The following is a 22,662-nucleotide window of genomic DNA, read 5'->3' on the forward strand; positions in this document are numbered from 1 at the left end:
CGGAAAAGCGTGAAGCGGATTTCCGACGAGATCATGCTCAGACAATAGAGCCCTACGACTTCGCGGGGTCGAACATGCACTGCAAGGTCGGTTTGGCGATCTTGGTGAAGGTCGCGCCGATCTCGCTTTGCTTTGCCGCCGGCACCCAATCGGTCTCGATTGTCGGCACACCGGTCTCGCTGATGCCGCGCAGCAGGGCCTCGCGCAGGTCGCGATCCTCGACGACCGCGGCGGCATGATCATGCAGGCAGCCGCAAACTTCCTCCGGATGCTCCCAACGCCCGAGCATACGCGGCGCGCATTGGCGCACGAACTCGGTGCGGGGATCGGGTAATCGGCTGGGAGAGCGCACCTGCGCCTGGGCGGAGCTGATCGTCAGAACGGACATGAGCGCCGCAGCGCAGAAACGAAGGTGCATGATGGAATGTGCCGGCTGATTTTCTTGTTAATGATCAGAAGCGCGCGGCGACAACGATCGGCTGCGGCGCCGTGGTGACCGGCGAGCCGCTGTACTGGAAGGTGCCGACACCCGGCAGATTGCCGTCGGGCGACCCTGCGAACGAGGAACCGGCGAGCACGAAGCCGAAAGCAAGGATGAAGCTGAGCGCGCGCATGGACTTGTCTCCAGGTTCCGTGGCCGGCGGTTCCGCCGTCGTCGTTGTGGCGGTGATAACCATGCGCGGTTTCTTCCGTGATGCGCCAAAAGCCGAAAATGGTTTCATCTTCGCGGAAATTGTTTCGTCGCATCCGAGGCGACGAAACATTCGGCGGAAAACCCTAATCATTTCAGGCCGGTCGCGCCGCGGCACAAAGTGGCTTGGCAAGCTCCGTTGCGCTCAAAGGCGTGCCGCACGTTGGCCGCTGTCTTGCGCTCGCCTCACTCACTTCACACGCATTTTACGTTTCTCTGCTGAAGAGAAGCCCAAGCGAAGGCTGGGCTTTGTCGAACCGGGGGCGCGTCGCTGCGACCCAAGCCATCGAAACCGAGAAGCTCCGGATCAACACCGGGCACATTTATCTGAGGGATGGCCACTATGACGGCGGGAAATCGCGCAACGGCGCGCGACGCGGCCCAACGGACGGACCGCGCCGAGCAACAGCCCATTCGCAGCCGCGCCAGCGGGCCCGGCCCGATGGCGCTGCAATCTGGCCGCGGCTACGAGGCTGCGCCGCAGGCGTTCGTGCGGCTGACCGGCTCACATCTTGCGAAACCGCGCGTCAGCCGCAACCGCGTCATTGAGTGAACGAACCGCGTCACTGTGAACGCAAGCGCGTCACGGAGTGAAGAACTCGCCGCACTTCTGGACGTTTGCGTCGGCCGGTCCCCACGGCATGATCGGCACGGTCGAGGTCGAGTTTTTGGGCGAGCCTTCGATCAACCTGTCCGAATAGACCATGTAAACCAGCACGTTGCGCTTGGCATCGCAGCCGCGCACGATCTGCATTTTCTTGAAGAACAGCGAGCGGCGCTTGCGGAACATGTCGTCGCCCTGCTCCATCTTGTCCTTGAACTTGATGGGGCCAATTTGGCGGCAGGCGAGCGAAACGTCCGAGACCTCCTCAGCGAGGCCGAGCCAGCCCTTGAAACCGCCTTTCTCCGGCACGGTGAAGTGACAGGCCACGCCCTCGACCTCGGGATCGTCGAGGCCATAGGTCGCGAGCTTGTCGTTTGGGCTCATCCATTTGAACACGGTGGAGCGGCGGAAGATCAGATCCGGCTCGTCGGCAGCGGAAGCCGGCGCCGCCGGCACAGCCAGCAGAAGGAGGAATAAAGCAAAGTCTTTCAAGCGGATGCCGGAAAGAGCGGGGAAACGAGATGACATGAAGTTCTCCGGTAACAAGTTCCCGCAATGTAGGCACGCGACCGCCCGTCAGGAAGGCGACCGGCAGCTCATCGTGGCCGCCGTTTACCGCTCTGTGAGGCTTTTTTGCTACGATTGGACAAAAGTAGCGGACGGCAGAACTGCCGTGCTGGTGAACGCGTATACCCTCTGCGACACTAATGTCTGATTTGGATTATGGATTCGAGGAATGACTAGCGTGAACGGGTCCCGTTTTGCTGCCGCGCCGGCACGGCTGTGGCAGTTCGCCATTTTGACGGCCGCGGGTGCGATCGGTACGACCAGCCAGGCAGAAGCAGCGTTCTATTACACGCCGGATTATTCGGACGGGTCCTACTACTCACGGCAGGTGCGGCGTCCCGACGAGACGCAGCAGAAGCCGCAGAAGCGCGGCGCGGCTGCCAAGAACAAGAACAAGAGCGAGGCGCGCGTCGAAAAGGAAACCGGCGCGAAGCCGCAAGGGCCGCTGGTCATCGTCGTCTCGATCGACCGGCAGAAAGTGACGGTCTACGACTCCAACGGCGTGTTCGCGGAGTCTCCGGTGTCGAGCGGCATGAAGGGCCACTCCACGCCGATGGGCGTTTTCAGCATCATCCAGAAGCACAAATTCCACCATTCCAACATCTATAGCGGCGCGCCGATGCCGTACATGCAGCGGATCACCTGGTCCGGCATCGCCATGCATGCCGGCGTGCTGCCGGGCTATCCGGCCTCACATGGCTGCATCCGCATGCCGATGGCGTTCGCCGTGAAGATGTGGAACTGGACCAAGATGGGCGCGCGCGTGCTCGTCACGCCCGGCGAGATGACGCCGCACAGCTTCTCCCATCCGATGCTCGCTTCGCTGCGCGTGCCGCCGCAACCGGCCGCAAGCCTCGAGCCCGCGACGCCTGTTGGCGACAAGGCGGACAAGGGCGCGCCCGAAGCCAAGGTCGCGGAAGCCAAGCCGGTTGAGACGAAAACCGCCAGCGCTGACGGCATACTCGAGCTACGCTCCTCGATCGGGCATACCGTGATGTCGGATGTGACGACGGGCAATGCGCCGGTTCGTGAGGAAGCCGCACCGGCCCAAGCTGAAATCAAGTCCGCCGAAGCTTCCGAGCCGGCGAAGCAGCCCGAAGCGACCGCGAAGACGGATGAGACCGCCAAGCCCGCCGACGCCGCCAACACCGAAGCGAAACCTTCCGAGGCTGTAGAAGCGCCCAAGGCGACCACGGACGAGAAGGTCGAGGCTGCCAAATCGGAGCCGACCAATACTCCGAAGGCTGAAGCTCCGAAAACGGAAGCAGCAAAGTCCGAGCCCGCCAAATCCGAGCCCGCAAAGGCTGAGGCGGCGGAGACCGAGAAAAAACCGGACGCGGCAGTGACAGCAACGGCGCCTGCCGCTTCGCCGGACGCGAAGAAGGATCAGACCCGCGTCGCCGATCCCGCCCCCGCAGCGAAGCCGGATCTGCCGAAGCGCGCCGGCCAGATTGCGGTGTTCATCAGCCGCAAGGATTCCAAGCTCTATGTGCGGCAGAACTTTTCGCCGCTGTTCGAGGTGCCCGTGACGATCGCCGCGAGCGACCGGCCGCTTGGCACCCATGTCTTCACCGCCGAGATCGACAAGACCGACTCCAATGCGCTGCATTGGTCGGTGGTGTCGCTGCCCGTCGCCGTCCGCTCCGCCGCGCGCGAGGACGACGGTCACGTGACGCGCCGCCAGCGCGGCGCCGCCGTGATCCCTGTCGCCGCAAAGCCCGTCATCACACCGGACAGCCCGACCGAGGCGCTGGACCGTATCTCGATTCCGACCGACACCATGGCGAAGATCAACGAGATGCTGACCACCGGCGGCTCGGTCATCGTCTCCGACCAGGGCATCAACCAGGGCGAGACCGGCGAAGGCACCGACTTCATCGTCCGGCTGTACTAGAGCGTTTTCGAGCGAAGTGGATGCCGGTTCGCGTAAAGAAAACGCGTCAAAATAAGAATCTAGCGCTTCGCCGCGTCAGATAACGCGGTGTTGAGCAGGCCGATCGCAGTGGCGGAGTAAAGTGCATCCCGGATCATGTCGGGGGACGTCGCCATGCCAAATCGCAGGACTGTGCTCACCGCGGCGCTTCTCGCAGCGGCCACATCGGCAACGCGTGCTTTGGCCGATGGTGGAATGAGCCGAATCCCGGCTTACGCCTTCTCCTTCCCCGCTTTGTCCGGCGATGACATTCGCCTTGCCGCCTTCACCGGCAAGCCGCTGCTGATCGTGAACACGGCTTCGCTGTGCGGCTACACCCCGCAATATGCCGGACTGCAAGAGCTCTGGAGCGAGTTTCGCGAGCGCGGGCTCACGATCATCGGCGTGCCTTCCAACGATTTCGGCGGCCAGGAGCCCGGCGGCACCAGCGAGATTTCGGAGACCGCGCATCACCAATACGGCGTTACCTTCCCGATCGCGGCCAAGGCCGTCGTGGTCGGACCGAAGGCGCATCCGTTCTACAAATGGGCCGCCGAGGCACGGCCGAGAGAGGTTCCGAAGTGGAACTTCCACAAATATCTGATCGGCCGCGACGGCTATATCGCCGAGGTATTTGCGTCTGCGGTGGAGCCCGCCGATACGCGGATCAAGACGGCGGTCGCCAAGGCGCTGGCCGACAGTTAAGGGCACGTCGCTTCAAGACGCCTGGGCACAATTGTGGCAGAGCACCAAACATCCGTTGCAATGGCGATGGACCACCATCTAGGCTAAGATATCTGGGGCAGGAGTGGTTCTGCCGGAGGCGAAAAAGCCGCGGCCGAACAACGGGATCAATCTCGAGGACAACACCATGCGTGTGGCGGCAGGACTGATTTTGGCAAGCGCTATGTCTGTTGCGTTGACAGGCGCGGCATGGTCGCAGACTTCGGGTGCAAAACCCGCAGCCGCCACGCAAGCCGCACCGCCGGCGGCAACTCCGGCCGCTGCTCCGGCTCCCGCAGCCGCCGCCCCCGTTGCTGCGCAACCAGCCGCCGCCTCCTTCCCGCCCCCACCGCAACAAGCGCCGCAGCCCGCGCGCGCCGCCTGCAACAATCCGAACGCGCTGGGTATCGCCCGCACCGTCGAGATCGACACCACCGGCGGCCCCGGCTTCGGCTTCGAGCATTTCAAGGAGCTCGACTTCCTGCGCGACAAGGAGGTCGTCCTGACCTTCGATGACGGCCCCTGGCCGCACAACACGCCGGCCGTGCTCAAGGCGCTCGCCGACCAGTGCACCACCGGGATCTTCTTCTCGATCGGTAAGCACGCCACCTATGAGCCGGAGATCCTGAAGCAGGTCTATGCGGCCGGCCACGTCGTGGGCACGCATACCTGGTCGCATGCCAATCTCAACAACAAGAAGCTGACCGAAGCACAACGCAAGGAAGAGATCGAGAAGGGCATCAGCGCCGTGAAATGGGCGCTTGGCGGCATCTCGCCCGCAGCGTTCTTCCGCTTCCCCGCGCTGCAGCATCCGCCTGAGATGGTCACCTATCTCGGCAACCGCAACGTTGCGATCTTCTCCTGCGACATCGACTCCTTCGACTTCAAGGCCTCCAAGCCAGAGAAGGTGATCGACACCGTGATGAAGGGGCTCGAGAAGAAGGGCAAAGGCATCATCCTGATGCACGATTTCCAGAAGCACACAGCGGAAGCCCTGCCCGAGCTTCTGAACCGCCTCAAGGCCGGCGGCTACAAGGTCGTGGCGATGCGCGCCAAGGCGCCGGTCGCCTCGCTCCCCGAATACGACCAGGAGCTGATGAAGGACGTCAAGCTGCCGACGGTCAGCACACGGCCGGTCAACAGCGTCGTGACGACGGTCAACGAATAGCTGTCGCATTGTCTCTCCGCCTCGAAGGTTACGTCATCGTCTCCGCGGACGGCATGCTTGCCGACGCGGGTCATGTCATGCCCGACACCCTGAAATTCGAGGGCGACAAACGCTTCTTCGAGCAGGCGCTCGATCGCGCCGCCCTGATCGTGCACGGCCGTCACTCGCACGAGCAGCAGCCGAACTCGCCGAAGCGCAGGCGGCTGATCATGACGCGCAAGATCAAGGCCCTCACCGTCGATCCCGAGATGCCGAACGCGACCTTGTGGAATCCGGATCACACGAGCTTCGAGGAGGCCTGCGCGTTTGCCGACGTTGCCTCCGGCATGGTCGCGATCATCGGCGGCCCCGTCGTGTTCGACCTGTTCATGGATCGCTACGACACGTTCTGGCTGTCGGAAGCCCCGCATCTGCGCCTGCCCGGCGGCGAAGGCTGTTTCGTCGGCGTGCCGGAGCGGACGCCGCGCGAGGTGCTGGCTTCACACGGGATGAAGCCGGGCGCGCCGTATCTGCTCGACGCGGCGGATGAGGTGACGGTGACGCCGTGGCGGCGGGGCTAAACCAATCGATCCGCGCTACGGCGTCGGAAGATGATAGACCAGCGAACCGCGCAGCGTGTGGACCGTGCCGCCCGCGCTCACGCTGGTGAAGAGGAGACCATCCGTCAGATCGTCACGCGTTGCCACATGGGTCATGCGATACTCGGCACGGGCCGAGATACTGTCGCTGAAGAAGCGCTCGAAGCCGGCACCGAAGGTGGCGCCATGATATTCGCGCTCCGGACTGGTGCTCTGAATGCCGAAGACGCTGTAGGTGAGGGATCGCGCGGTCGAGCCGGTATAGCCGCCGAGCAGATAGACGAGCGTCTCCGGCGAAACGAGATAGCCGGCGCGTCCACCGACGGTCCAGGCCCATTTCACCGACGCGAGATCCGACGCGACCGTTGTTCCGGCGCCGGCACCCGTTGCCGTGATTTTGGCTCCGCCATTCGTTGCCGCGTCGATCAGGCCAAATGCGCCGACGACCCATTTCGGTGCAATCTGGCGATCATAGCCGATGGTGAAGGTGCCGCCGACGTCGGCGCCGCCAAGGCCGGCTGCGTTGAAATCCAGCGCGCCGGGAAGCGAGGCCGCGACATGGGGCGTGAGCGCATCGCCCCCGATGCCTGCACCGACATAAACGCCGGTCCATGCTGGACTGATCGCCGGCGCGGCCGCTGCCGTCGTCGCGGGGCCGCCGAACTGCCCGAAACGATAGGCGGCGCCGATCCGGATCACGTGCTCGGAGAGGTCGGTGGTCCAGACCGCGCCGAGCGGGTCGAGCGTCGTGTTGTGGCCAAGCGCGACATAGCGATATTCGCCGCGCAGCGACACATTGCTGGTGAGACGATATTCCGCACCGGCGCCGACCGTGTAGCCGCGCGAAGTCTGAGCCGATTCCTGCATCGTGAAAACAGGGCCGCCGAACGTGGCCGTGGCGTTCCAATTGTTGATGCGCATCTGGCTGTAGCCGGCGAGGCCGTAGAGCAGGATATCGGGCGTCGCCAGAAATCCCGCACGACCGCCGATCGTCCAGCCCTGGTCGAGCGACGGCATCACGGCAGACAGATTTGCCGCCCCGAAGAGCGTTACGTTGACTGCCGTGCGCTGGCGCGACCAGTCGTAATCTACGAAGCCGCCGACCACGAACCGCGGCGCAACCTGGACGTCGAAGCCGGCGAAAGCCGACAATCCGAGATCGGCGCCCTGCAAGCCGTCGAGATCGAAAATGGCCGGACCGCCGCCAACCGGGGTCAGATTCGAGCGGCCCGACGCGAAGTCGAAGCCCAGTCCTGCACCGACATAAAACTGGGTCCAATTCGCCACCGAGGCCAGTTGCGGGGGCGCCTTCACGGGCAAGTCTGCGGCTTCGGCCGCCGTTACGGCAAAGGCCGCGACATGCGCAGCTCCCAGAACAGCCGCCGCACGCACCACCCGTCGCTTCGAATGAACCAAGTCCCGCCCCCATCGCCTCGTGCCGGTTGCGCCCATACAACCGATCGACCGGTCATATTCTGCGCCGGGACAATCCGACAAGCCGACAAACGAGCGCGCGCGACAGCGGCCACGATTTTGTGGAACCGCTGTGATCTCAAAGCCATGATCTGTGAATGAGGGTTCACGCGATCGCCACGCGAAGACGCCCTGGAGCGGCTACACGTCCCCGTAGGCAGTCTCGGCCGAGCGCGTGGCGCGGCCATAGCCCATGATCATGAACAGCGCGCCGATGATCGAGAGATTCTTCAGTGCGTCGACCAGCATCTTGCCGTTCTCGGGCGCCGCCTGGTTCCAGAAATCGTAGAAGAAGAAGGTCGCGACCGCGACGTAGATGATCAGCAGCATCGCAAAGAAGCGCGCGCCGAAATTCAGCGCGATCATCAGGCCTGCGATGATCTCGAGCACGCCGACCGCGATCGCCAGCAGCTGCGGCGTGGTCATGGCGGTCGCCGCCTCGATCTGCTTGGCGTAAGGCGCGATCATCTCGGGCACCACGACCTTGGTGGCGATGAAGTCCGCCGTCGCCTGGATGGCGAAGAGCTTGGTGGCGCCCGTGTAGATGAACAGCACGGCGAACAGGATTCGCCCGAAAGTCACGAACGCTGGCATGATCGGCCTCTTGGCTCAGGCTTTTTGAAACCGGAATTTCGACGAACGCACCGGGCGATTATGGAGCGTCGTTCGCTGGTTTACAAACGGGGAAATGGCGAAAACCGTTTTGAAAAGGTTGAAGTGCTGACACACGCCGGAAATGCGCTCCCTCGCCCCGCAAGCGGGGCGAGGTGAAGCGACGTCGCCTCAGGTAAACAACGTCGGCTGCTGCCGCGCTGCACGCTCCTGCGCTTCCACCACGGCGACTGCGGTCATGTTGAGAATGCCGCGCGCGGTCACCGAGGGGGTAAGGATATGCGCAGGGCGCGCCGGGCCGATCAGGATCGGGCCGACGGGCAGCGCATCCGCGAGCGACTTGATCATCTGATAGGCGACATTGGCGGTGTCCAGCGTCGGCATGATCATGATGTTGGCTTCACCCTCGAGCTTGGAGTGCGGCAGCACCATCTTGCGCGCTGCGGCCGAGAGCGCGGTATCGCCCTGCATCTCGCCGTCGGCCTCGATCTCCGGATGCTTTTCCTTCAACAATTGGGTCGCCCGCCGCATCTTGCGCGAGGAATCAGTGTCGTAGCTGCCGAAATCCGAATGCGAGACGAAGGCGATCTTCGGCTTGATGTTGAAGCGCTGGACGTGCACCGCCGCGAGCGAGGCGATCTCGGCAAGCTCTTCCGCACTCGGATTGGGGCGCACCTGGGTGTCGGCGATGAAGAAGGCGCCTTTGCTGGTGATCAGCAGCGCCAGCGCGGCATAATCGCTGATGCCAGTCTGGAAGCCGACGATCTCGCGGACATGACGCAAATGATGCATGTAGCGGCCCTCGACGCCGCAGAGCATGGCGTCAGCCTCCCCGCGCATCACCGCGAGCGCCGCGATCACCGTGTTGTTGGTGCGCACCACCGTGCGCGCCGCATCCGGCGTCACGCCGCGACGGCCGGCGACCTCGACATAGGACTGCACATAAGAGCGGTAGCGCGGATCGTCCTCGGGATTGACGAGGTCGAAATCCTTGCCCGCCTTGATCGACAGGCCGAAGCGCTTGATGCGCGCGTCAACCACGGACGGACGGCCGACCAGGATCGGCGTCGCCAGCTTCTCCTCCAGCACCACTTGGGTGGCGCGCAGCACGCGCTCGTCCTCGCCTTCGGCGTAGATCACGCGCACCGGCTGGGTCTTGGCCTTCGCGAACATCGGCTTCATGACGAGGCCGGAGCGGAAGGCGAAGCGTTCCAAGAGAGCTGTGTATTCGTCGAAATTGGTGATGGGACGCGTCGCGACGCCCGATTCCATCGCGGCCTTGGCCACGGCCGGCGAGATGCGCAGAATCAACCGTGGATCAAAGGGACTCGGGATCAGCGAGCCCGGGCCGAACCCTTGCGTCTCGCCGGTGTCAAAGCCTTGTGCCACCGCATCCGATGGCGCCTCGCGCGCAAGCTGCGCGATAGCTTCGACGGCAGCGTGCTTCATCTCCTCGTTGATCGCGGTGGCGCCGACGTCGAGCGCACCGCGGAAGATGAAGGGAAAACAGAGGACGTTGTTGACCTGGTTCGGATAGTCGGAGCGCCCGGTGCAGATCATCGCGTCGGGGCGGGCTTTGCGCGCCTCCTCCGGCATGATCTCCGGCGTCGGGTTGGCGAGCGCCATGATCAGCGGCTTGTCGCCCATCGCCTTGGCCATCTCGGGCTTGAGCACGCCCGGTGCCGAAAGCCCGATGAAGATGTCGGCGCCGCCGATGACGTCGCCGAGCGTGCGCTTGTCGGTCTTCTGCGCATAGACCGCCTTCCAGCGGTCCATCGTGGTGTTGCGGCCCTCGTGCACGAGACCGTCGATGTCGCAGACCCAGATGTTCTTGCGCTGCGCGCCCATCGACACCAGGAGATTGAGCGTCGCGATCGCGGCCGCCCCTGCCCCCGAGGCGACGATCTTGACGTCCGACAGCTTCTTGCCGTTCAGCCGCAATCCGTTGGTGACGGCAGCGGCAACGATGATCGCGGTGCCGTGCTGGTCGTCATGGAAGACCGGGATCTTCATGCGCTCCTTCAGCTGCGCCTCGATCTCGAAGCACTCCGGCCCACGGATGTCCTCCAGATTGATGCCGCCGAACGTCGGCTCGAGCGCCGCCACCGTCTCGACCACGCGCTCGATGGTGTCGGCGGCGATCTCGATGTCGAACACGTCGATGCCGGCGAATTTCTTGAACAGGACCGCCTTGCCCTCCATCACGGGTTTTGAGGCGAGCGGGCCGATGTTGCCGAGGCCGAGCACCGCGGTGCCGTTCGAGACCACGGCGACTAGATTGGCGCGGATCGTCAAGGTCGCTGCTTCGGCCGGGTTCTTGGCGATCTCCATACAGGCGGCGGCAACGCCTGGAGAATAGGCAAGCGCGAGGTCGCGCTGGTTGGCGAGCGGCTTGCTCGCCTGGATCTCGAGCTTTCCGGGGCGCGGCAGACGGTGATAGGCCAGCGCCGCCTGGTGGAGATCATCAGAATAGGAGGACATGCGGTGTCTTGCCTCGCGTTACCGGCCTCAAACTACGTTGTCCTGACCGGTCTGTCGCGGGTCGCGGTATTCCGGGTCATGGAAACGGGATGAAGCACGGCCGGCGCCCCGGTGGCAACATCCGATTGCGCCCCCATCAACAGGGCGCGCGGTCAAATATTTGAAAACCATAGCTTTCCCTAGACCGCACACCGCTTTGCGAATATGGCAGGTTGCGCAGTGCAAAATGGGCAACTGGAGCTGAAGAATGAAACGAATCCTGATCGGCCTAGTCGCGGTGATCGTGCTCGCCGCGGGCGGATGGTTCGGCTTCAATCTCTACGTCCAGCATCGCGCCACCGCCGAGGTCGAGGCGGCCTTCGAGCAGCTCCGCGCCGGCGGCGGCAAAGCCAGTCACGGCAAGGTGGCGTTCGACCTGACGAGCCGGACATTGACTGTCGAGGACATCGCGGTTGAGCCTGCCGAGCAGCCGCAGGCGCATGTCAAAATCGCCGCCATCAAGGGCGTAGGCGTCCGCCAGGTCGATGAGAGACGCTTCGCAGCCGACAGCATCGATATCTCGGGCTTCGAAATTGCGCTGGACGAGGTCGGCCCCGGGAAGCTGAAAGTCTCCTACAAGGTCCCGCAGTTGACCATGCGGGATTACGCCGGCCCGCTTCGCGCGCCGAACCCACCGGCGTCAGGCTCGCTGATCGACATGTATCGATTTGTGCTCGAGCAGTATGCGAGCGTGACCGCATCTTCAGTCACGGCGCCGACCCTTGCGGTCACCTTCGACGCCGGAAAGGGCGGCAGCGGCGAGATCGCCTATTCGGGTCTCGCGATCCAGAAGCTCGGCCAGGGCAAGGTCGACGCGATGAAGGTGGACCGTGCCAACTTCACGATGAACCTGCCGCAGCCGGGCAAGGCGGACAAGCTGACCGGCGAGATATCCGACATCATCATCAATGATTTCGACTCGACCGGGATCACCGCCGCGCTCGACCCGCAGAAAGCCAATGACGACAGCTATCATCGTGTCTACGGGCAGATCTCAAGCGGCTCTTATGTAGCGACGTCGACGCTGGGCATGCGGATGCAGGTCGATGGGATCGCCGTCACCGACATTGCGGTGCAGCCGTCAAAATTCCGGCCGGCCGAGATCCTGGCGCTGCTGCCGGCAGACCGTTCGGCTCTGCCGACACCGGCGCAATCGCGCGAGATGATGGAGAAGGTCGCCGGCTTCTATGAGGGCCTTCGCGTCGGCAAGATCGAGATCGGCACCATGTCGATGACGACCCCGCAAGGGACGCCCCGGCTCAGGGCCATCAAATACAGGGAGGGCGAGCTCGCGATCGAGGGCCTCGATGCACCGACGCCGCAAGGGCAAATCAAGATGGAGCGCTTCGCGCTCAAGTCCTTCAATATCGCAAACCTGATGCACTGGGCCGCGAGCCTCACCAATCCCGGGCAGGCCCCCTCGCCGGATCAGATGCTCGGCCTGTTCCGGGTGCTCGCGGGCGCGGAGATCAAGGGCGTGGTCTCGCCCTACAAGAACACCCGGCAGCTCGTCACCATCGATACGATCAGCCTGGACTGGGGCCAGCTGGTCGGATCGATCCCGAGCAAGGCCAATCTGGTCGTGAAGATGGTCTCCCCCACCGACCCGACCAGTCCGGCGCAACGGCCGCTGATCATGGCGGGCGTCGACAAGCTCGCGATCGACCTCGATCTCGGCGCCGCCTGGACGGAGTCGTCCGGCACGTTCGCGCTCGCACCAGCAACCATCGATCTCGGCAATCTCGCCAAGGCGCAAGCCCGCTTCGCGCTCGCCAACGTGCCGCGTGGCGTGTTCACGGTCGACCCGGTGCAGGCCATGGGTCAGGCGGGGCAGATCGAGACCGGTGCGATCGAGCTCTCCTTGCGCGACAGCGGCGTCGTCGATCTCGTCGTAGCGCAGTTCGCGCGGATTCAGAACGTCAGCCGCGACGCCGCGCGCAGCGCCATCGTCGAAATGATCCGGGCGCAGGGCGAGAGGATCGTCTCCACCAATCCCGACGCCAAAACGGCAGTGGATGCGCTCGCGAGCTTCGTTGCGACATCGGGGCAAACGCTCACGATTAAGCTGACACCGCTCGGCAAGGTGCCAGTGGTCCAGCTCATGAACGCCCTCAACAGCGAGCCGATTGTCGCGTTGGCGCAGTTCAGGATCGAGGCGTCGACGGGGTTGTAGTTGGTCTCGTGTCCCGGACGCGGCGCGGCATGAAATGACGCGACGCAGAGCAGGGACCCAGAGAGGCCGTTGTTCGTCGAGACAATGGGCCCCGGCTCAGCAGCGCACCACTACGTGCTGCGCTGCGTCCGGGGCACGAGCCCCTCACTTCTGCGGCAGGTTCACCCGCACATGCAGCTCGCGGAGCTGCTTGGTGGTGGCGTCCGACGGGGCGCCCATCAGGAGGTCCATGGCCTGCTGGTTCATCGGGAACAGCGATATCTCGCGCAGATTGTTGGTGCCGCACAAGAGCATCACGATACGGTCGACACCCGCGGCCATGCCGCCATGCGGCGGCGCGCCGTACTGGAAGGCGCGGTACATGCCGCCGAACCGCTCGACCACTTCCTGCTCGCCGTAACCTGCGATCTCGAACGCCTTCACCATCGCTTCCGGCACGTGGTTGCGGATACCGCCAGAGGCGATCTCGTAGCCGTTGCAGGTGATGTCGTACTGGAACGCCTTGATGGTGAGCGGGTCCTGCCCCTTCAACGCGTCGAGGCCGCCCTGCGGCATCGAGAACGGATTGTGCGAGAAGTCGACCTTCTTGTCGTCCTCGTTGTACTCGTACATCGGGAAGTCGACGATCCAGGCGAGCTCGAACCGCTCCTTGTCGGTGAGGTTCAATTCCTCGCCGACCTTGTTGCGGGCCAAACCAGAAAACTTCCAGAACTTGTCGGGATCGCCCGCGACGAAGAAGGCGGCGTCGCCTTCCTTGACGCCGATCTGCGCGCGGATCGCCGCGGTGCGCTCAGGCCCAATGTTGTTCGCGAGCGGACCTGCGCCCTCGCCGCCCTCGCGCCACATGATGTAGCCGAGGCCGGGCTGGCCCTCGCCTTGAGCCCACGAATTCATGCGGTCGCAGAAAGCACGCGAACCACCGCCCGGCGCCGGGATCGCCCAGACCTGGTTCTTGGGATCTTCGAGCATGCGCGCGAACACCTTGAAGCCGGAGCCGCGGAAATGTTCGGAGACGTCCTGCATCTCGATGGGGTTGCGCAGGTCCGGCTTGTCGCTGCCATATTTGCGCAGCGCCTCTGCGAACGGAATTCGGCGCCAGTTCTTGCTCACTGGCTTGCCCTTGGCAAACTCCTCGAACACGCCGGTGATCACGGGCTCCATCGCAGCGAAGACGTCTTCCTGCGTGACAAAACTCATCTCGACGTCGAGCTGGTAGAACTCGCCGGGCAGACGGTCGGCGCGCGGGTCCTCGTCGCGGAAACAGGGCGCGATCTGGAAATAGCGGTCGAAGCCCGACATCATCAGCAGCTGCTTGTACTGCTGCGGCGCCTGCGGCAGCGCGTAGAACTTGCCGGGATGGATGCGCGAGGGCACCAGGAAGTCGCGCGCGCCTTCCGGCGAGGAAGCAGTCAGGATCGGGGTGTTGAATTCGAAGAAGCCCTGCCCCTCCATGCGCCTGCGCATCGACTTGATGATTTCGACGCGCGTCATGATGTTCTGGTGCAGCTTCTCGCGGCGGAGGTCGAGGAAGCGATATTTGAGACGGATGTCCTCAGGATATTCCTGGTCACCGAACACGGGCAGCGGCAGATCGCCGGCCGGACCGAGCACCTCAATCTCGCTGACGTAAACTTCGACCTTGCCGGTCGGCAAATCGTCGTTGTCGGTGCCTTCGGGGCGGCGGCGGGCCTTGCCGTCCATCCGCACCACGAATTCCGAGCGCAGCTTTTCGGCCTGCGAGAACGCCGGCGAGTCCGGATCGACCACGCACTGGGTCAGGCCGTAATGGTCGCGCAGATCGATGAACAGCACGCCGCCATGGTCGCGAACGCGATGGACCCAGCCCGAGAGGCGAACTGTCTCGCCGATGTTGCTCTCGCGGAGATCGCCGCATTTATGTGACCGGTAGCGATGCATGGTCGTCCCAAATTCAATGTCGGAGGAATCGAATCGGACGACTGAGCCAGCCGGTCCGACGTTGCGGCAGGGTTTACCCGACGAGGCCGAAGGCGGCAACCAAGGGAACGGCCAGTTTTAGGCCCGGAACGCCCATTTTTAGCCAATCTGGGCCCGAGCCTTTGCCATCGGGCGTTCCAGCCCTATCTTGAGGCCATGACGGTCCATTTCCCCTTCCAGAACTCGTATTCGGCGCTGCCGGACAGCTTCTTTGCCCGGGTCGCGCCGACCCCGGTCACGGCCCCCCGGCTGATCAAGCTGAACCGGCCGCTGGCGGTCCAGCTCGGGCTCGATCCTGATATGCTTGAGGCGCCGGAGGGCGCCGAGATCCTGGCCGGCAAGACGGTTCCACTCGGCGCAGATCCCATCGCCATGGCCTATGCCGGCCACCAGTTCGGGCATTTCGTGCCCCAGCTCGGCGACGGCCGCGCAATCCTGCTCGGCGAGGTCATCGACAAGGACGGCGTCCGCCGCGACATCCAGCTGAAGGGCTCGGGGCCGACCCCATTCTCCCGCCGCGGCGACGGCCGCGCCGCGCTCGGTCCGGTGCTGCGCGAATACATCGTGAGCGAGGCGATGTTCGCGCTGGGCATCCCGACCACGCGCTCGCTCGCTGCCGTCGTCACCGGCGAGCCGGTCATCCGCGAGACCGTACTGCCCGGCGCAGTCTTGACGCGCGTTGCCTCCAGCCACATCCGCGTCGGCACCTTCCAATTTTTCGCCGCGCGCCATGACACCGACGCGATCCGAAGGCTCGCCGATCACGTCATCGGCCGCCACTATCCGGAGCTGCTCGGTGCTGAGCGCCCCTATCACGCCCTGCTCGCCGGCGTCGTCGCGCGCCAGGCTGAGCTCGTCGCGCGCTGGCTGCTGGTCGGCTTCATCCATGGCGTGATGAACACCGACAACTCCTCGATCTCGGGCGAGACCATCGATTACGGCCCCTGCGCCTTCATGGATGCCTACAATCCCGCGCAGGTGTTCTCGTCGATCGACGAGGCGGGCCGCTACGCCTATGCCAACCAACCACGCATCGCGCTGTGGAATCTGACTCGGTTGGCGGAATGCCTGCTGCCGCTGTTCTCTGACGATCAGGAGAAGGCGGTCGAGCAGGCGCAGGACATTCTGGGCGCATTCCCGGAGACGTTCAGCAAAGCCTATCAGGCAGGCCTGCGCAAAAAGATCGGCCTCTTCACGATGCGCGACGGCGACGAGTCGCTGATCCAGGACCTGCTCGACGCCATGGCCAAGAATCAGGCTGACTTCACCCTCACCTTTCGCAAGCTCGGTGACGCCGCGGGCGATGAAGCCGGTTTTGCCGACGTCCGCGCGCAATTCATGGACCCCGGCGCGTTCGACGATTGGGCCACACGCTGGCGCGAGCGCGCGGCGCTAGAGCCGCACACCGCGACCGAGCGGCAAGCCGCCATGCGCGCCGTCAATCCGATCTTCATCCCGCGCAACCACCGCGTCGAAGCCGTGATCCAGGCCGCAGTGAATGATGACAATTACGCGCCATTCGAGGAATTGGTGAGGGTGCTGGCGAAGCCGTACCAGGACCAGCCAGAGTACGCGGCCTACCAGAATCCGCCGCTGCCGGACCAGCGGGTGTTGCAGACGTTCTGCGGGACGTGACCCGGGCCGGGCTTCGTCCGCAGCCGTTCCGTCGAGCCGCCCATCGCCGGACCGGCCACAGCGCCGCACTGCGGATTTTCCGATAATGGCATTATGCCACTGTTTTGCCCGACGCGTCAAAGCATGTCGAAAGACGCGTAAGCCGTTGTTCCGACAACCATCGGCTACTGTGCATGGGGTTGTTTTCGATATTTTTGTGAGCATGCGGCTCGGCGCCATCGCCAGCGCTTCCTGTGGAATTCAGGGCGTGCGGAACCACTGTCATCAAACTGAAACACTCGCGCTCTAACGGCCTGTCAGGGCCGTCTTGCCGGAGGCGCCCACCCTCCAACACTCCTGACAAGCGCGCCATGCCCTTCAAATTCATCCACATCACCGACACGCATCTCGCGAATCCGGGGCTGAAGCTCTATGGCCTCGACCCGCGCGCCCGGCTGGATGCTGCGATTGCGGACATCAACAAGCACCACGTCGACGCGGCCTTCGCGGTCGTGACCGGCGACCTCACCCATTGGGGCGAGCCTGAATCCTACGCCAATTTCGCAGATGCCATGGCCGCGCTGAAAATGCCGTACATTGCCATGGTCGGCAATCACGACCGCCGCGTCGCCTGCCTCGACGGGCTGAAGGCGGCGCCGCGCGATCCCAACGGATTTGTGCAGGGCACGCGGACCACCGAGCACGGCCTGTTCGTGTTCCTCGACACGCTGGACGAGACCAGCCATGCCGGCGAGATGTGCGCCAAGCGCCTCGGCTGGCTCGCGAGTACGCTGGCCGCCGCGCCGGCCGACATGCCGTTCGTGGTCTTCATGCACCATCCGCCGTTCCCGGTCGGCGTGCACGCGATGGACGAGATCGCGTTGAAGCAGAGCGCCGAATTCGCCGAGGTGATCGCGCCCTATCGGTCGCGCATTCGCCACCTCTTCTTCGGCCATGTGCACCGGCCGATCTTCGGCAGTTACGGCAAGATCCCCTTCTCCACGCTACGTGGCACCAACCACCAGGTCTGGTTCGAGCTCGATGCTACGGCCACCGACCATCTCGCAAGTCACGAGCCGCCGGCCTATGGCGTGGTGCTGATCGACCAGGAAAATCTGGTCGTGCACAGCCACGACTTCCTCGACACCAGTCTGCGCTTCCCCTTCGCCGCGCCAGCGGGAATGGACGATCGCGACTATGCGCTCAATTTCCCGGCGCGGTGAGATGAGCCTCGCTGAACCCGCGGCTCTCCCGGTCGCGGCCTCGGCGCCGCCGCGCCTGCATCTCGCGAAGCGATTTTCCACCCGCTTCAAAGCCTCACTGCCGGCCTATTTGCTGCTGCTGCCCTCGCTGGTCTTCCTCGCGCTGTTCACTTATGGCGCGGTGGGGCGGGTGTTCATCGACGCGCTCTACCAGCGCGCCACACCGAAGGCGCCGGTCCGCTTCGTCGGCCTCGACAACATCAGCGCGGTGCTGGCGGACCCTGCCTTCACCGGCGCCGTCGTCAACAACCTCATCTACGCCGTCGGCACGGCGATCCCGAGCATTGGGCTTGCACTGCTGTTCGCGCTGGCGCTGTCGCGCACCAATGCGCTGACCAGCGCGCTGCGGGCCGCGCTGTTCCTGCCGGTGCTGATCCCGATGGTCGCGGCGTCCGCGCTGTTCCTGTTCATCTTCCTGCCCAATGTCGGGCTGCTCGACTACTACATCGGCCGCTTCCTTCCGGTGCTACCGAACTGGCTCGGCGATTCCGACATCGCGCTTTATGCGATCATGGTCATCACGATCTGGAAGAACGCCGGCTACTACATGCTGTTTTTCCTCGCCGGCCTCCAATCCGTTCCGGAGGACGTCATGGAAGCCGCGCATCTCGACGGCGCCGGACCGTTCACGCGCTTTCGCCACATCATCCTGCCGGAGCTTAAGCCCACCTTCCTGTTCGTCACCGTGATCGCAATCCTCAATGCGGTGACGCAGGTCGACCACGTCTTCGTCATGACCAAGGGCGGCCCGTCGAACGCCACCAATCTCGTGCTGTTCTACATCTACCAGCAGGCGGTCGAGCATTACGACATCGGCAAGGCCTCGGCGGCGACGCTGCTGACGCTTGCGGCCTTGATGGCCCTCACCGCGCTCTCGTTCCGGACGATGGCCAACCGCGAGGACGGGGCGTGACGCTGATCGATTGGCTGTTCAAAGACACCCCGCTCGCCACCCGCCGCGAGATCACGCCGAAGCTCGGCTTCATGCTGACCGTGCTGCTCGCGCTCGTCTGGCTGATCCCGTTCCTGTGGATGGGCGTGGCGACGCTACGCCCGGCGTCCGACGGCATCAACCTGATGGCCGAGCTGATGCCGAGCCTGAAGCCGACGCTCGACAACATCAGGGATGCCTGGGAGATCGGCGATTTCCCGCGCTATTTCCTCAACACCACCATCATTTGCACCGGCATCCTGCTGGTGCAGTTCGTCACGATCACGCTGGCGGGCTTTGCCTTTGCACGGCTCGAGTTCGCCGGAAAGTCGCTGATCTTCTATCTGTTCCTGATGCAGCTCATGCTGGTGCCGGTGCTGCTGATCGTGCCGAACCTTCGCATCGTCGCGCAGTTCGGCCTCTACGACACGCTCGCCGGCGTCATGATGCCGTTCTTCGCCTCGGCCTTCGGCACCTTCCTGATGCGGCAGGCCTTTGAGGCGATCCCGACCGAACTCGAGGACGCAGCGCTGATCGACGGCGCCAGCCTATCCCAGCGCATCCGCCACATCTATGTGCCGCTGTCGCTGCCGAGTTTTTCCGCTTTCGCCATCATCTCCGTGACCAGCCACTGGAACGACTTCCTGTGGCCGCTGATGGTGATCAATTCGCCGGACAAGCGGCCGCTCACGGTCGGTCTCTCGGTGTTCACCGCCACGGCCGAAGGCACGCAGGCCTGGGGCACCATCGCAGCCGGCACGCTGATGGTGATCGCGCCGCTGCTCATCACCTTCCTCATTTTCCAGAAGCGCTTCATCAGCTCTTTCGTCACCTCAGGCATCAAATAGGAGATTTCTCGATGCTGTTTTCCCGCAGGCTCATGCTCGGCCTCGCCATCGCAGGCACCATCGCCTTCCCGGCAATGGCCGAAGGTCCGACCGAGATCGATCTGTTCTTCCCCGTCCCCGTCGACGGCAAGCTCGCCCGCGACATGGGCACCTTGATCAAGGAGTTCAACGAGACCCATCCCGCGATCAAGGCGACCGCGGTCTATACCGGCTCCTATGACGACACGCTGATCAAGACGCGCGCCTCGATCAAGGCCGGCAAGCCGCCGGCTGCCGTGATCATGTCGGCCAACTTCCTGCTCGACATGCAGATCGAGAACGAGCTCACCAATCTCGATTCCCTGATCGCCGCCGATGGCACCACCAAGGATCAGTTTCTCGGCCAGTTCTTCCCCGCGCTCCAGGGCAACGCGGTGATCGACCGCTCGGTCTACGGCGTGCCCTTCCACAATTCGACGCCGCTGCTCTACATCAACGCCGATCAGGCCAAGGAAGCCGGCCTCGATCCGAACAAGCCGCCGCAGACCTGGGCTGAATTGACCGACTGGGCCAAGAAGCTCACCAAGCGCGAAGGCGACAAGGTGACCCGCTGGGGTATCGCGATCCCCTGCGCCTACGACTATTGCGGCTGGATGATGGAAACGCTCACCATGACCAATGGCGGGCGCTACTACAACGAGGAGTTCGGCGGCGAGGTCTATTACGACACGCCCTCGATGCAGGGCGCACTGACCTGGTGGAACGACCTCGTCTACAAGCACAAGGTCCACCCGCCCGGCGCCACGCCCGGTCCGGCCGTCAGCACCTCCTTCATCTCCGGCAACGCCGCGATGATGATGCTCTCGACGGGCTCGCTGACCTATGTGCGCGACAACGCAAAATTCGCCTACAAGGTCGCCTTCATCCCGCGCAACGTCCGCAACGCCGTGCCGATCGGCGGTGCCTCGCTGATCATTCCGGCAGGCCAGGAAGCCGACAAGCAGAAGGCCGCCTGGACGCTGATCAAGTGGATGACCTCGCCTGAGAAGAGCGGCTGGTGGAGCCGCGCCACCGGCTATTTCGCGCCCAACATGGCCGCCTACAAGACGCCAGACATGGTCGATTTCCTCAACAAGAACCCGGATGCGAAGACCGCGGTCGAGCAGCTCGAGGTCGCCAAGCCGTGGTTCGCGACCTACAAGACCGTGCCGGTCCGCAAGACACTGGAGGACGAGGTGATGCTGGTCCTGAACGGCAAGAAGCAGCCCAAGGAAGCCCTTGTCGCCGCCCAGAAGGCCGCCGACGAGCTGCTCAAGCCGTACAACGCCGAGACCTCGCTGAAGCTGCCCTGAGGCGGCTGACCTAGGCAACCAGGCTTCGGCGCTCCGTCACGCGGAGCGCCGAATGCGTTTTGATCGGTCGCAGCGCGTTAACCCTTCGTCCACCATCCGGCCCGGCCCGCCGCCGGTAACCACGACAATTAACAGACCCTCAATTCACCCCAGACAAGTCTAGCAATGTTGCTGAGGGATTTTGCCGTGGATTTGTTGGTTTTCGAGTTCCTGGGATTGGCGCTGGTCGCCATGTGCGTGATCGTGGTGGCGGTGCCCTGTGCGCGGAAACCTTCCCAGCGCATCCGCTACGAATAGGATTTTCGGCGGAAAAGTGCGATTCCGGCCCCAATGCAAGGCTCGAATTCGCTACGAGCCCCTTGACATCACAGCGCTTTCGGCAGAACGGCTGATATCAAGTGTCATGGGCCGTTCATGGATTTGATAACCACCACCGCTGACCTCGCGGCTGCCTGCAGCCGGCTGGCCAAGCACCCCGTCATTACTGTCGATACCGAGTTCCTGCGCGAAACCACCTACTACCCGCTGCTGTGCGTGGTGCAGATGGCAAGCGCCGAGGAAGCGATGGTCATCGACACCCTGGCCGAGGGCCTCGACCTCAAGCCGTTCTTCGAGCTGATGGCGAATGAGAGCGTGCTGAAGGTGTTTCACGCCGCTCGCCAAGACATCGAGATCATCTGGCACCAGGCCAATATTATCCCGCATCCGGTGTTCGACACCCAGGTCGCGGCGATGGTGCTCGGCTATGGCGACAGCATCGCCTACGACCAGCTGGTCGAGAAGGTCACCGGCCACCGCCCCGACAAGACCCACCGCTTCACCGACTGGTCGCGCCGGCCGCTGACCAAAGAGCAGATGCACTACGCGGTGTCCGACGTCACCCATCTGCGCGACGTGTTCGCGGCACTCGATGCCGACCTGAAGAAGCGCCGGCGCAGCGAATGGGTCTCCATCGAGATGGAGGTCCTGACCTCGCCCAAGACCTACGACTTCCACCCCGAGCGCGCCTGGGAGCGCTTGAAGACGCGGGTGCGCAAGCCGAAGGACCTCGCGGTGCTGATGGAGGTCGCGGCCTGGCGCGAGCAGGAGGCGCAGAGCCGTGACGTGCCGCGCGGCCGCGTGCTGCGCGACGAGGCCATCAGCGACATCGCAACCCACGCCCCGAACACGATCGAAAAACTCGCGCATCTGCGTTCGGTGCCGAAGGGTTTTGAGAAATCCAAATGGGGCGCGGACATCGTTGCCGCGGTCGAGCGCGGGCTGGCGCGGGATCCAACCACGCTGCCGAAGCTGGAGAAGCCGCGCAACAATTCCAACGGTGCTGCGACCGTAGAGCTCCTGAAGGTCCTGCTGCGCATGACCGCAGAGCGCCACGCGGTCGCGAGCAAGGTGATCGCCACCGTCGACGATCTCGAGGAGATCGCAGCCGACGACGAGGCCGACGTGCCCGCCTTGCGCGGCTGGCGCCGCGAGCTGTTTGGCGATGCCGCGCTGAAGCTCAAGCGCGGCGAACTGGCGCTCGCGATCGAGAAGGGCCGCGTGATCGGGGTTCAGCGAGTGGAGGCAGTCAAGCCGTCATCCTGAGGTGCGCACCATGCGCAGCATGGCGAGCCTCGAAGGATGAACGGCCCCCGCTGCGGTCGATCGGGCCGTCGCCCTTCGAGGGCCGCTGAAGAAGCGGCCACCTCAGGGGTGACGG

Annotated in this window: 19 protein-coding genes; 12 read left to right on the forward strand and 7 right to left on the reverse strand. The window is 64.0% G+C overall.

All coding sequences use genetic code 11. From position 1 onward, the window contains the following. Positions 1–52 precede the first annotated feature (52 nt). Both UP06_RS02750 and UP06_RS41375 read right to left on the reverse strand, forming a co-directional pair. Positions 53–418, reverse strand: a complete 366-nt coding sequence (locus UP06_RS02750) for a hypothetical protein (RefSeq protein WP_045000248.1) — start codon at positions 416–418, stop codon at positions 53–55. Between the two features lie 34 nt (positions 419–452). After that, complete coding sequence (locus tag UP06_RS41375; protein ID WP_197087107.1) at positions 453–614, reverse strand: hypothetical protein; 162 nt, start codon at positions 612–614, stop codon at positions 453–455. Positions 615–1,034: 420 nt separating this feature from the next. Between UP06_RS41375 and UP06_RS02760 the strand changes: the two genes are divergently transcribed. Further along, positions 1,035–1,244: a hypothetical protein gene (locus UP06_RS02760; RefSeq protein ID WP_045000252.1), complete on the forward strand. Its 210-nt coding sequence runs from the start codon at positions 1,035–1,037 to the stop codon at positions 1,242–1,244. A 30-nt stretch (positions 1,245–1,274) separates the two neighbouring features. Here the strand turns inward: UP06_RS02760 and UP06_RS02765 are convergent, their stop codons facing one another. Next, on the reverse strand, positions 1,275–1,823 hold the full coding sequence (locus UP06_RS02765; protein ID WP_045000254.1) for a CreA family protein: 549 nt from the start codon (positions 1,821–1,823) through the stop codon (positions 1,275–1,277). A gap of 208 nt (positions 1,824–2,031) precedes the next feature. On the opposite strand from UP06_RS02765, the gene UP06_RS02775 reads away from it, so the two are divergent. The 4 genes from UP06_RS02775 (at position 2,032) to UP06_RS02790 (ending at position 6,225) form a co-directional block, all read left to right on the forward strand. Then, entirely contained in the window at positions 2,032–3,756 is a 1,725-nt protein-coding gene (locus UP06_RS02775; RefSeq protein ID WP_045000259.1) for a L,D-transpeptidase, read from the forward strand. Positions 3,757–3,909: 153 nt separating this feature from the next. After that, entirely contained in the window at positions 3,910–4,479 is a 570-nt protein-coding gene (locus tag UP06_RS02780; RefSeq protein ID WP_045000261.1) for a glutathione peroxidase, read from the forward strand. 166 nt (positions 4,480–4,645) lie between these two features. Continuing rightward, positions 4,646–5,665, forward strand: coding sequence for a polysaccharide deacetylase family protein (locus tag UP06_RS02785; protein ID WP_045001104.1), 1,020 nt, complete (start codon positions 4,646–4,648; stop codon positions 5,663–5,665). An 8-nt stretch (positions 5,666–5,673) separates the two neighbouring features. Further along, a complete protein-coding gene (locus UP06_RS02790; protein ID WP_045000262.1) occupies positions 5,674–6,225 on the forward strand; it encodes a dihydrofolate reductase family protein in 552 nt (183 codons plus the stop codon). 15 nt (positions 6,226–6,240) lie between these two features. On the opposite strand, the gene UP06_RS02795 is transcribed toward UP06_RS02790, so the two are convergent. The 3 genes from UP06_RS02795 to UP06_RS02805 all read right to left on the reverse strand — a co-directional run bounded on the left by UP06_RS02795 (position 6,241) and on the right by UP06_RS02805 (position 10,809). After that, positions 6,241–7,659: an outer membrane protein gene (locus UP06_RS02795; RefSeq protein ID WP_245305388.1), complete on the reverse strand. Its 1,419-nt coding sequence runs from the start codon at positions 7,657–7,659 to the stop codon at positions 6,241–6,243. A gap of 198 nt (positions 7,660–7,857) precedes the next feature. After that, complete coding sequence (locus tag UP06_RS02800) at positions 7,858–8,310, reverse strand: DoxX family protein (protein ID WP_045000263.1); 453 nt, start codon at positions 8,308–8,310, stop codon at positions 7,858–7,860. Positions 8,311–8,499: 189 nt separating this feature from the next. Further along, positions 8,500–10,809, reverse strand: a complete 2,310-nt coding sequence (locus UP06_RS02805; protein WP_045000264.1) for an NADP-dependent malic enzyme — start codon at positions 10,807–10,809, stop codon at positions 8,500–8,502. A gap of 247 nt (positions 10,810–11,056) precedes the next feature. On the opposite strand from UP06_RS02805, the gene UP06_RS02810 reads away from it, so the two are divergent. Next, a complete protein-coding gene (locus tag UP06_RS02810; protein WP_045000265.1) occupies positions 11,057–13,021 on the forward strand; it encodes an aq_1923 C-terminal domain in 1,965 nt (654 codons plus the stop codon). Positions 13,022–13,165: 144 nt separating this feature from the next. Here UP06_RS02810 and aspS read toward each other — a convergent pair whose 3' ends face one another. Beyond that, positions 13,166–14,938 carry an aspartate--tRNA ligase gene (gene aspS / locus UP06_RS02815; protein ID WP_045000266.1) on the reverse strand — a complete coding sequence of 591 codons (1,773 nt, stop codon included), beginning with the start codon at positions 14,936–14,938 and terminating at the stop codon, positions 13,166–13,168. 195 nt (positions 14,939–15,133) lie between these two features. On the opposite strand from aspS, the gene UP06_RS02820 reads away from it, so the two are divergent. From UP06_RS02820 to rnd, 6 genes are all read left to right on the forward strand, one after another. Then, the gene (locus UP06_RS02820; RefSeq protein ID WP_045000267.1) at positions 15,134–16,612 is read left to right on the forward strand and encodes a protein adenylyltransferase SelO; all 1,479 of its coding nucleotides are present in this window, start codon (positions 15,134–15,136) and stop codon (positions 16,610–16,612) included. Positions 16,613–16,962: 350 nt separating this feature from the next. Continuing rightward, entirely contained in the window at positions 16,963–17,814 is an 852-nt protein-coding gene (locus UP06_RS02825) for a phosphodiesterase (RefSeq protein ID WP_045000268.1), read from the forward strand. 1 nt (position 17,815) lies between these two features. Continuing rightward, positions 17,816–18,766 carry a carbohydrate ABC transporter permease gene (locus UP06_RS02830; protein ID WP_045000270.1) on the forward strand — a complete coding sequence of 317 codons (951 nt, stop codon included), beginning with the start codon at positions 17,816–17,818 and terminating at the stop codon, positions 18,764–18,766. Continuing rightward, positions 18,763–19,632, forward strand: a complete 870-nt coding sequence (locus UP06_RS02835; RefSeq protein WP_045000272.1) for a carbohydrate ABC transporter permease — start codon at positions 18,763–18,765, stop codon at positions 19,630–19,632. The genes UP06_RS02830 and UP06_RS02835 overlap by 4 nt, the downstream gene beginning before the upstream one ends. 11 nt (positions 19,633–19,643) lie before the next feature. After that, positions 19,644–20,963 carry an ABC transporter substrate-binding protein gene (locus UP06_RS02840; protein WP_045000274.1) on the forward strand — a complete coding sequence of 440 codons (1,320 nt, stop codon included), beginning with the start codon at positions 19,644–19,646 and terminating at the stop codon, positions 20,961–20,963. A 414-nt stretch (positions 20,964–21,377) separates the two neighbouring features. Further along, complete coding sequence (rnd, locus tag UP06_RS02845) at positions 21,378–22,547, forward strand: ribonuclease D (protein ID WP_045000276.1); 1,170 nt, start codon at positions 21,378–21,380, stop codon at positions 22,545–22,547. The last annotated feature ends 115 nt before the right edge of the window (positions 22,548–22,662 follow it).

The sequence above is a fragment of the Bradyrhizobium sp. LTSP857 genome (assembly GCF_000938285.1).
Taxonomy (GTDB): Bacteria; Pseudomonadota; Alphaproteobacteria; order Rhizobiales; family Xanthobacteraceae; genus Bradyrhizobium.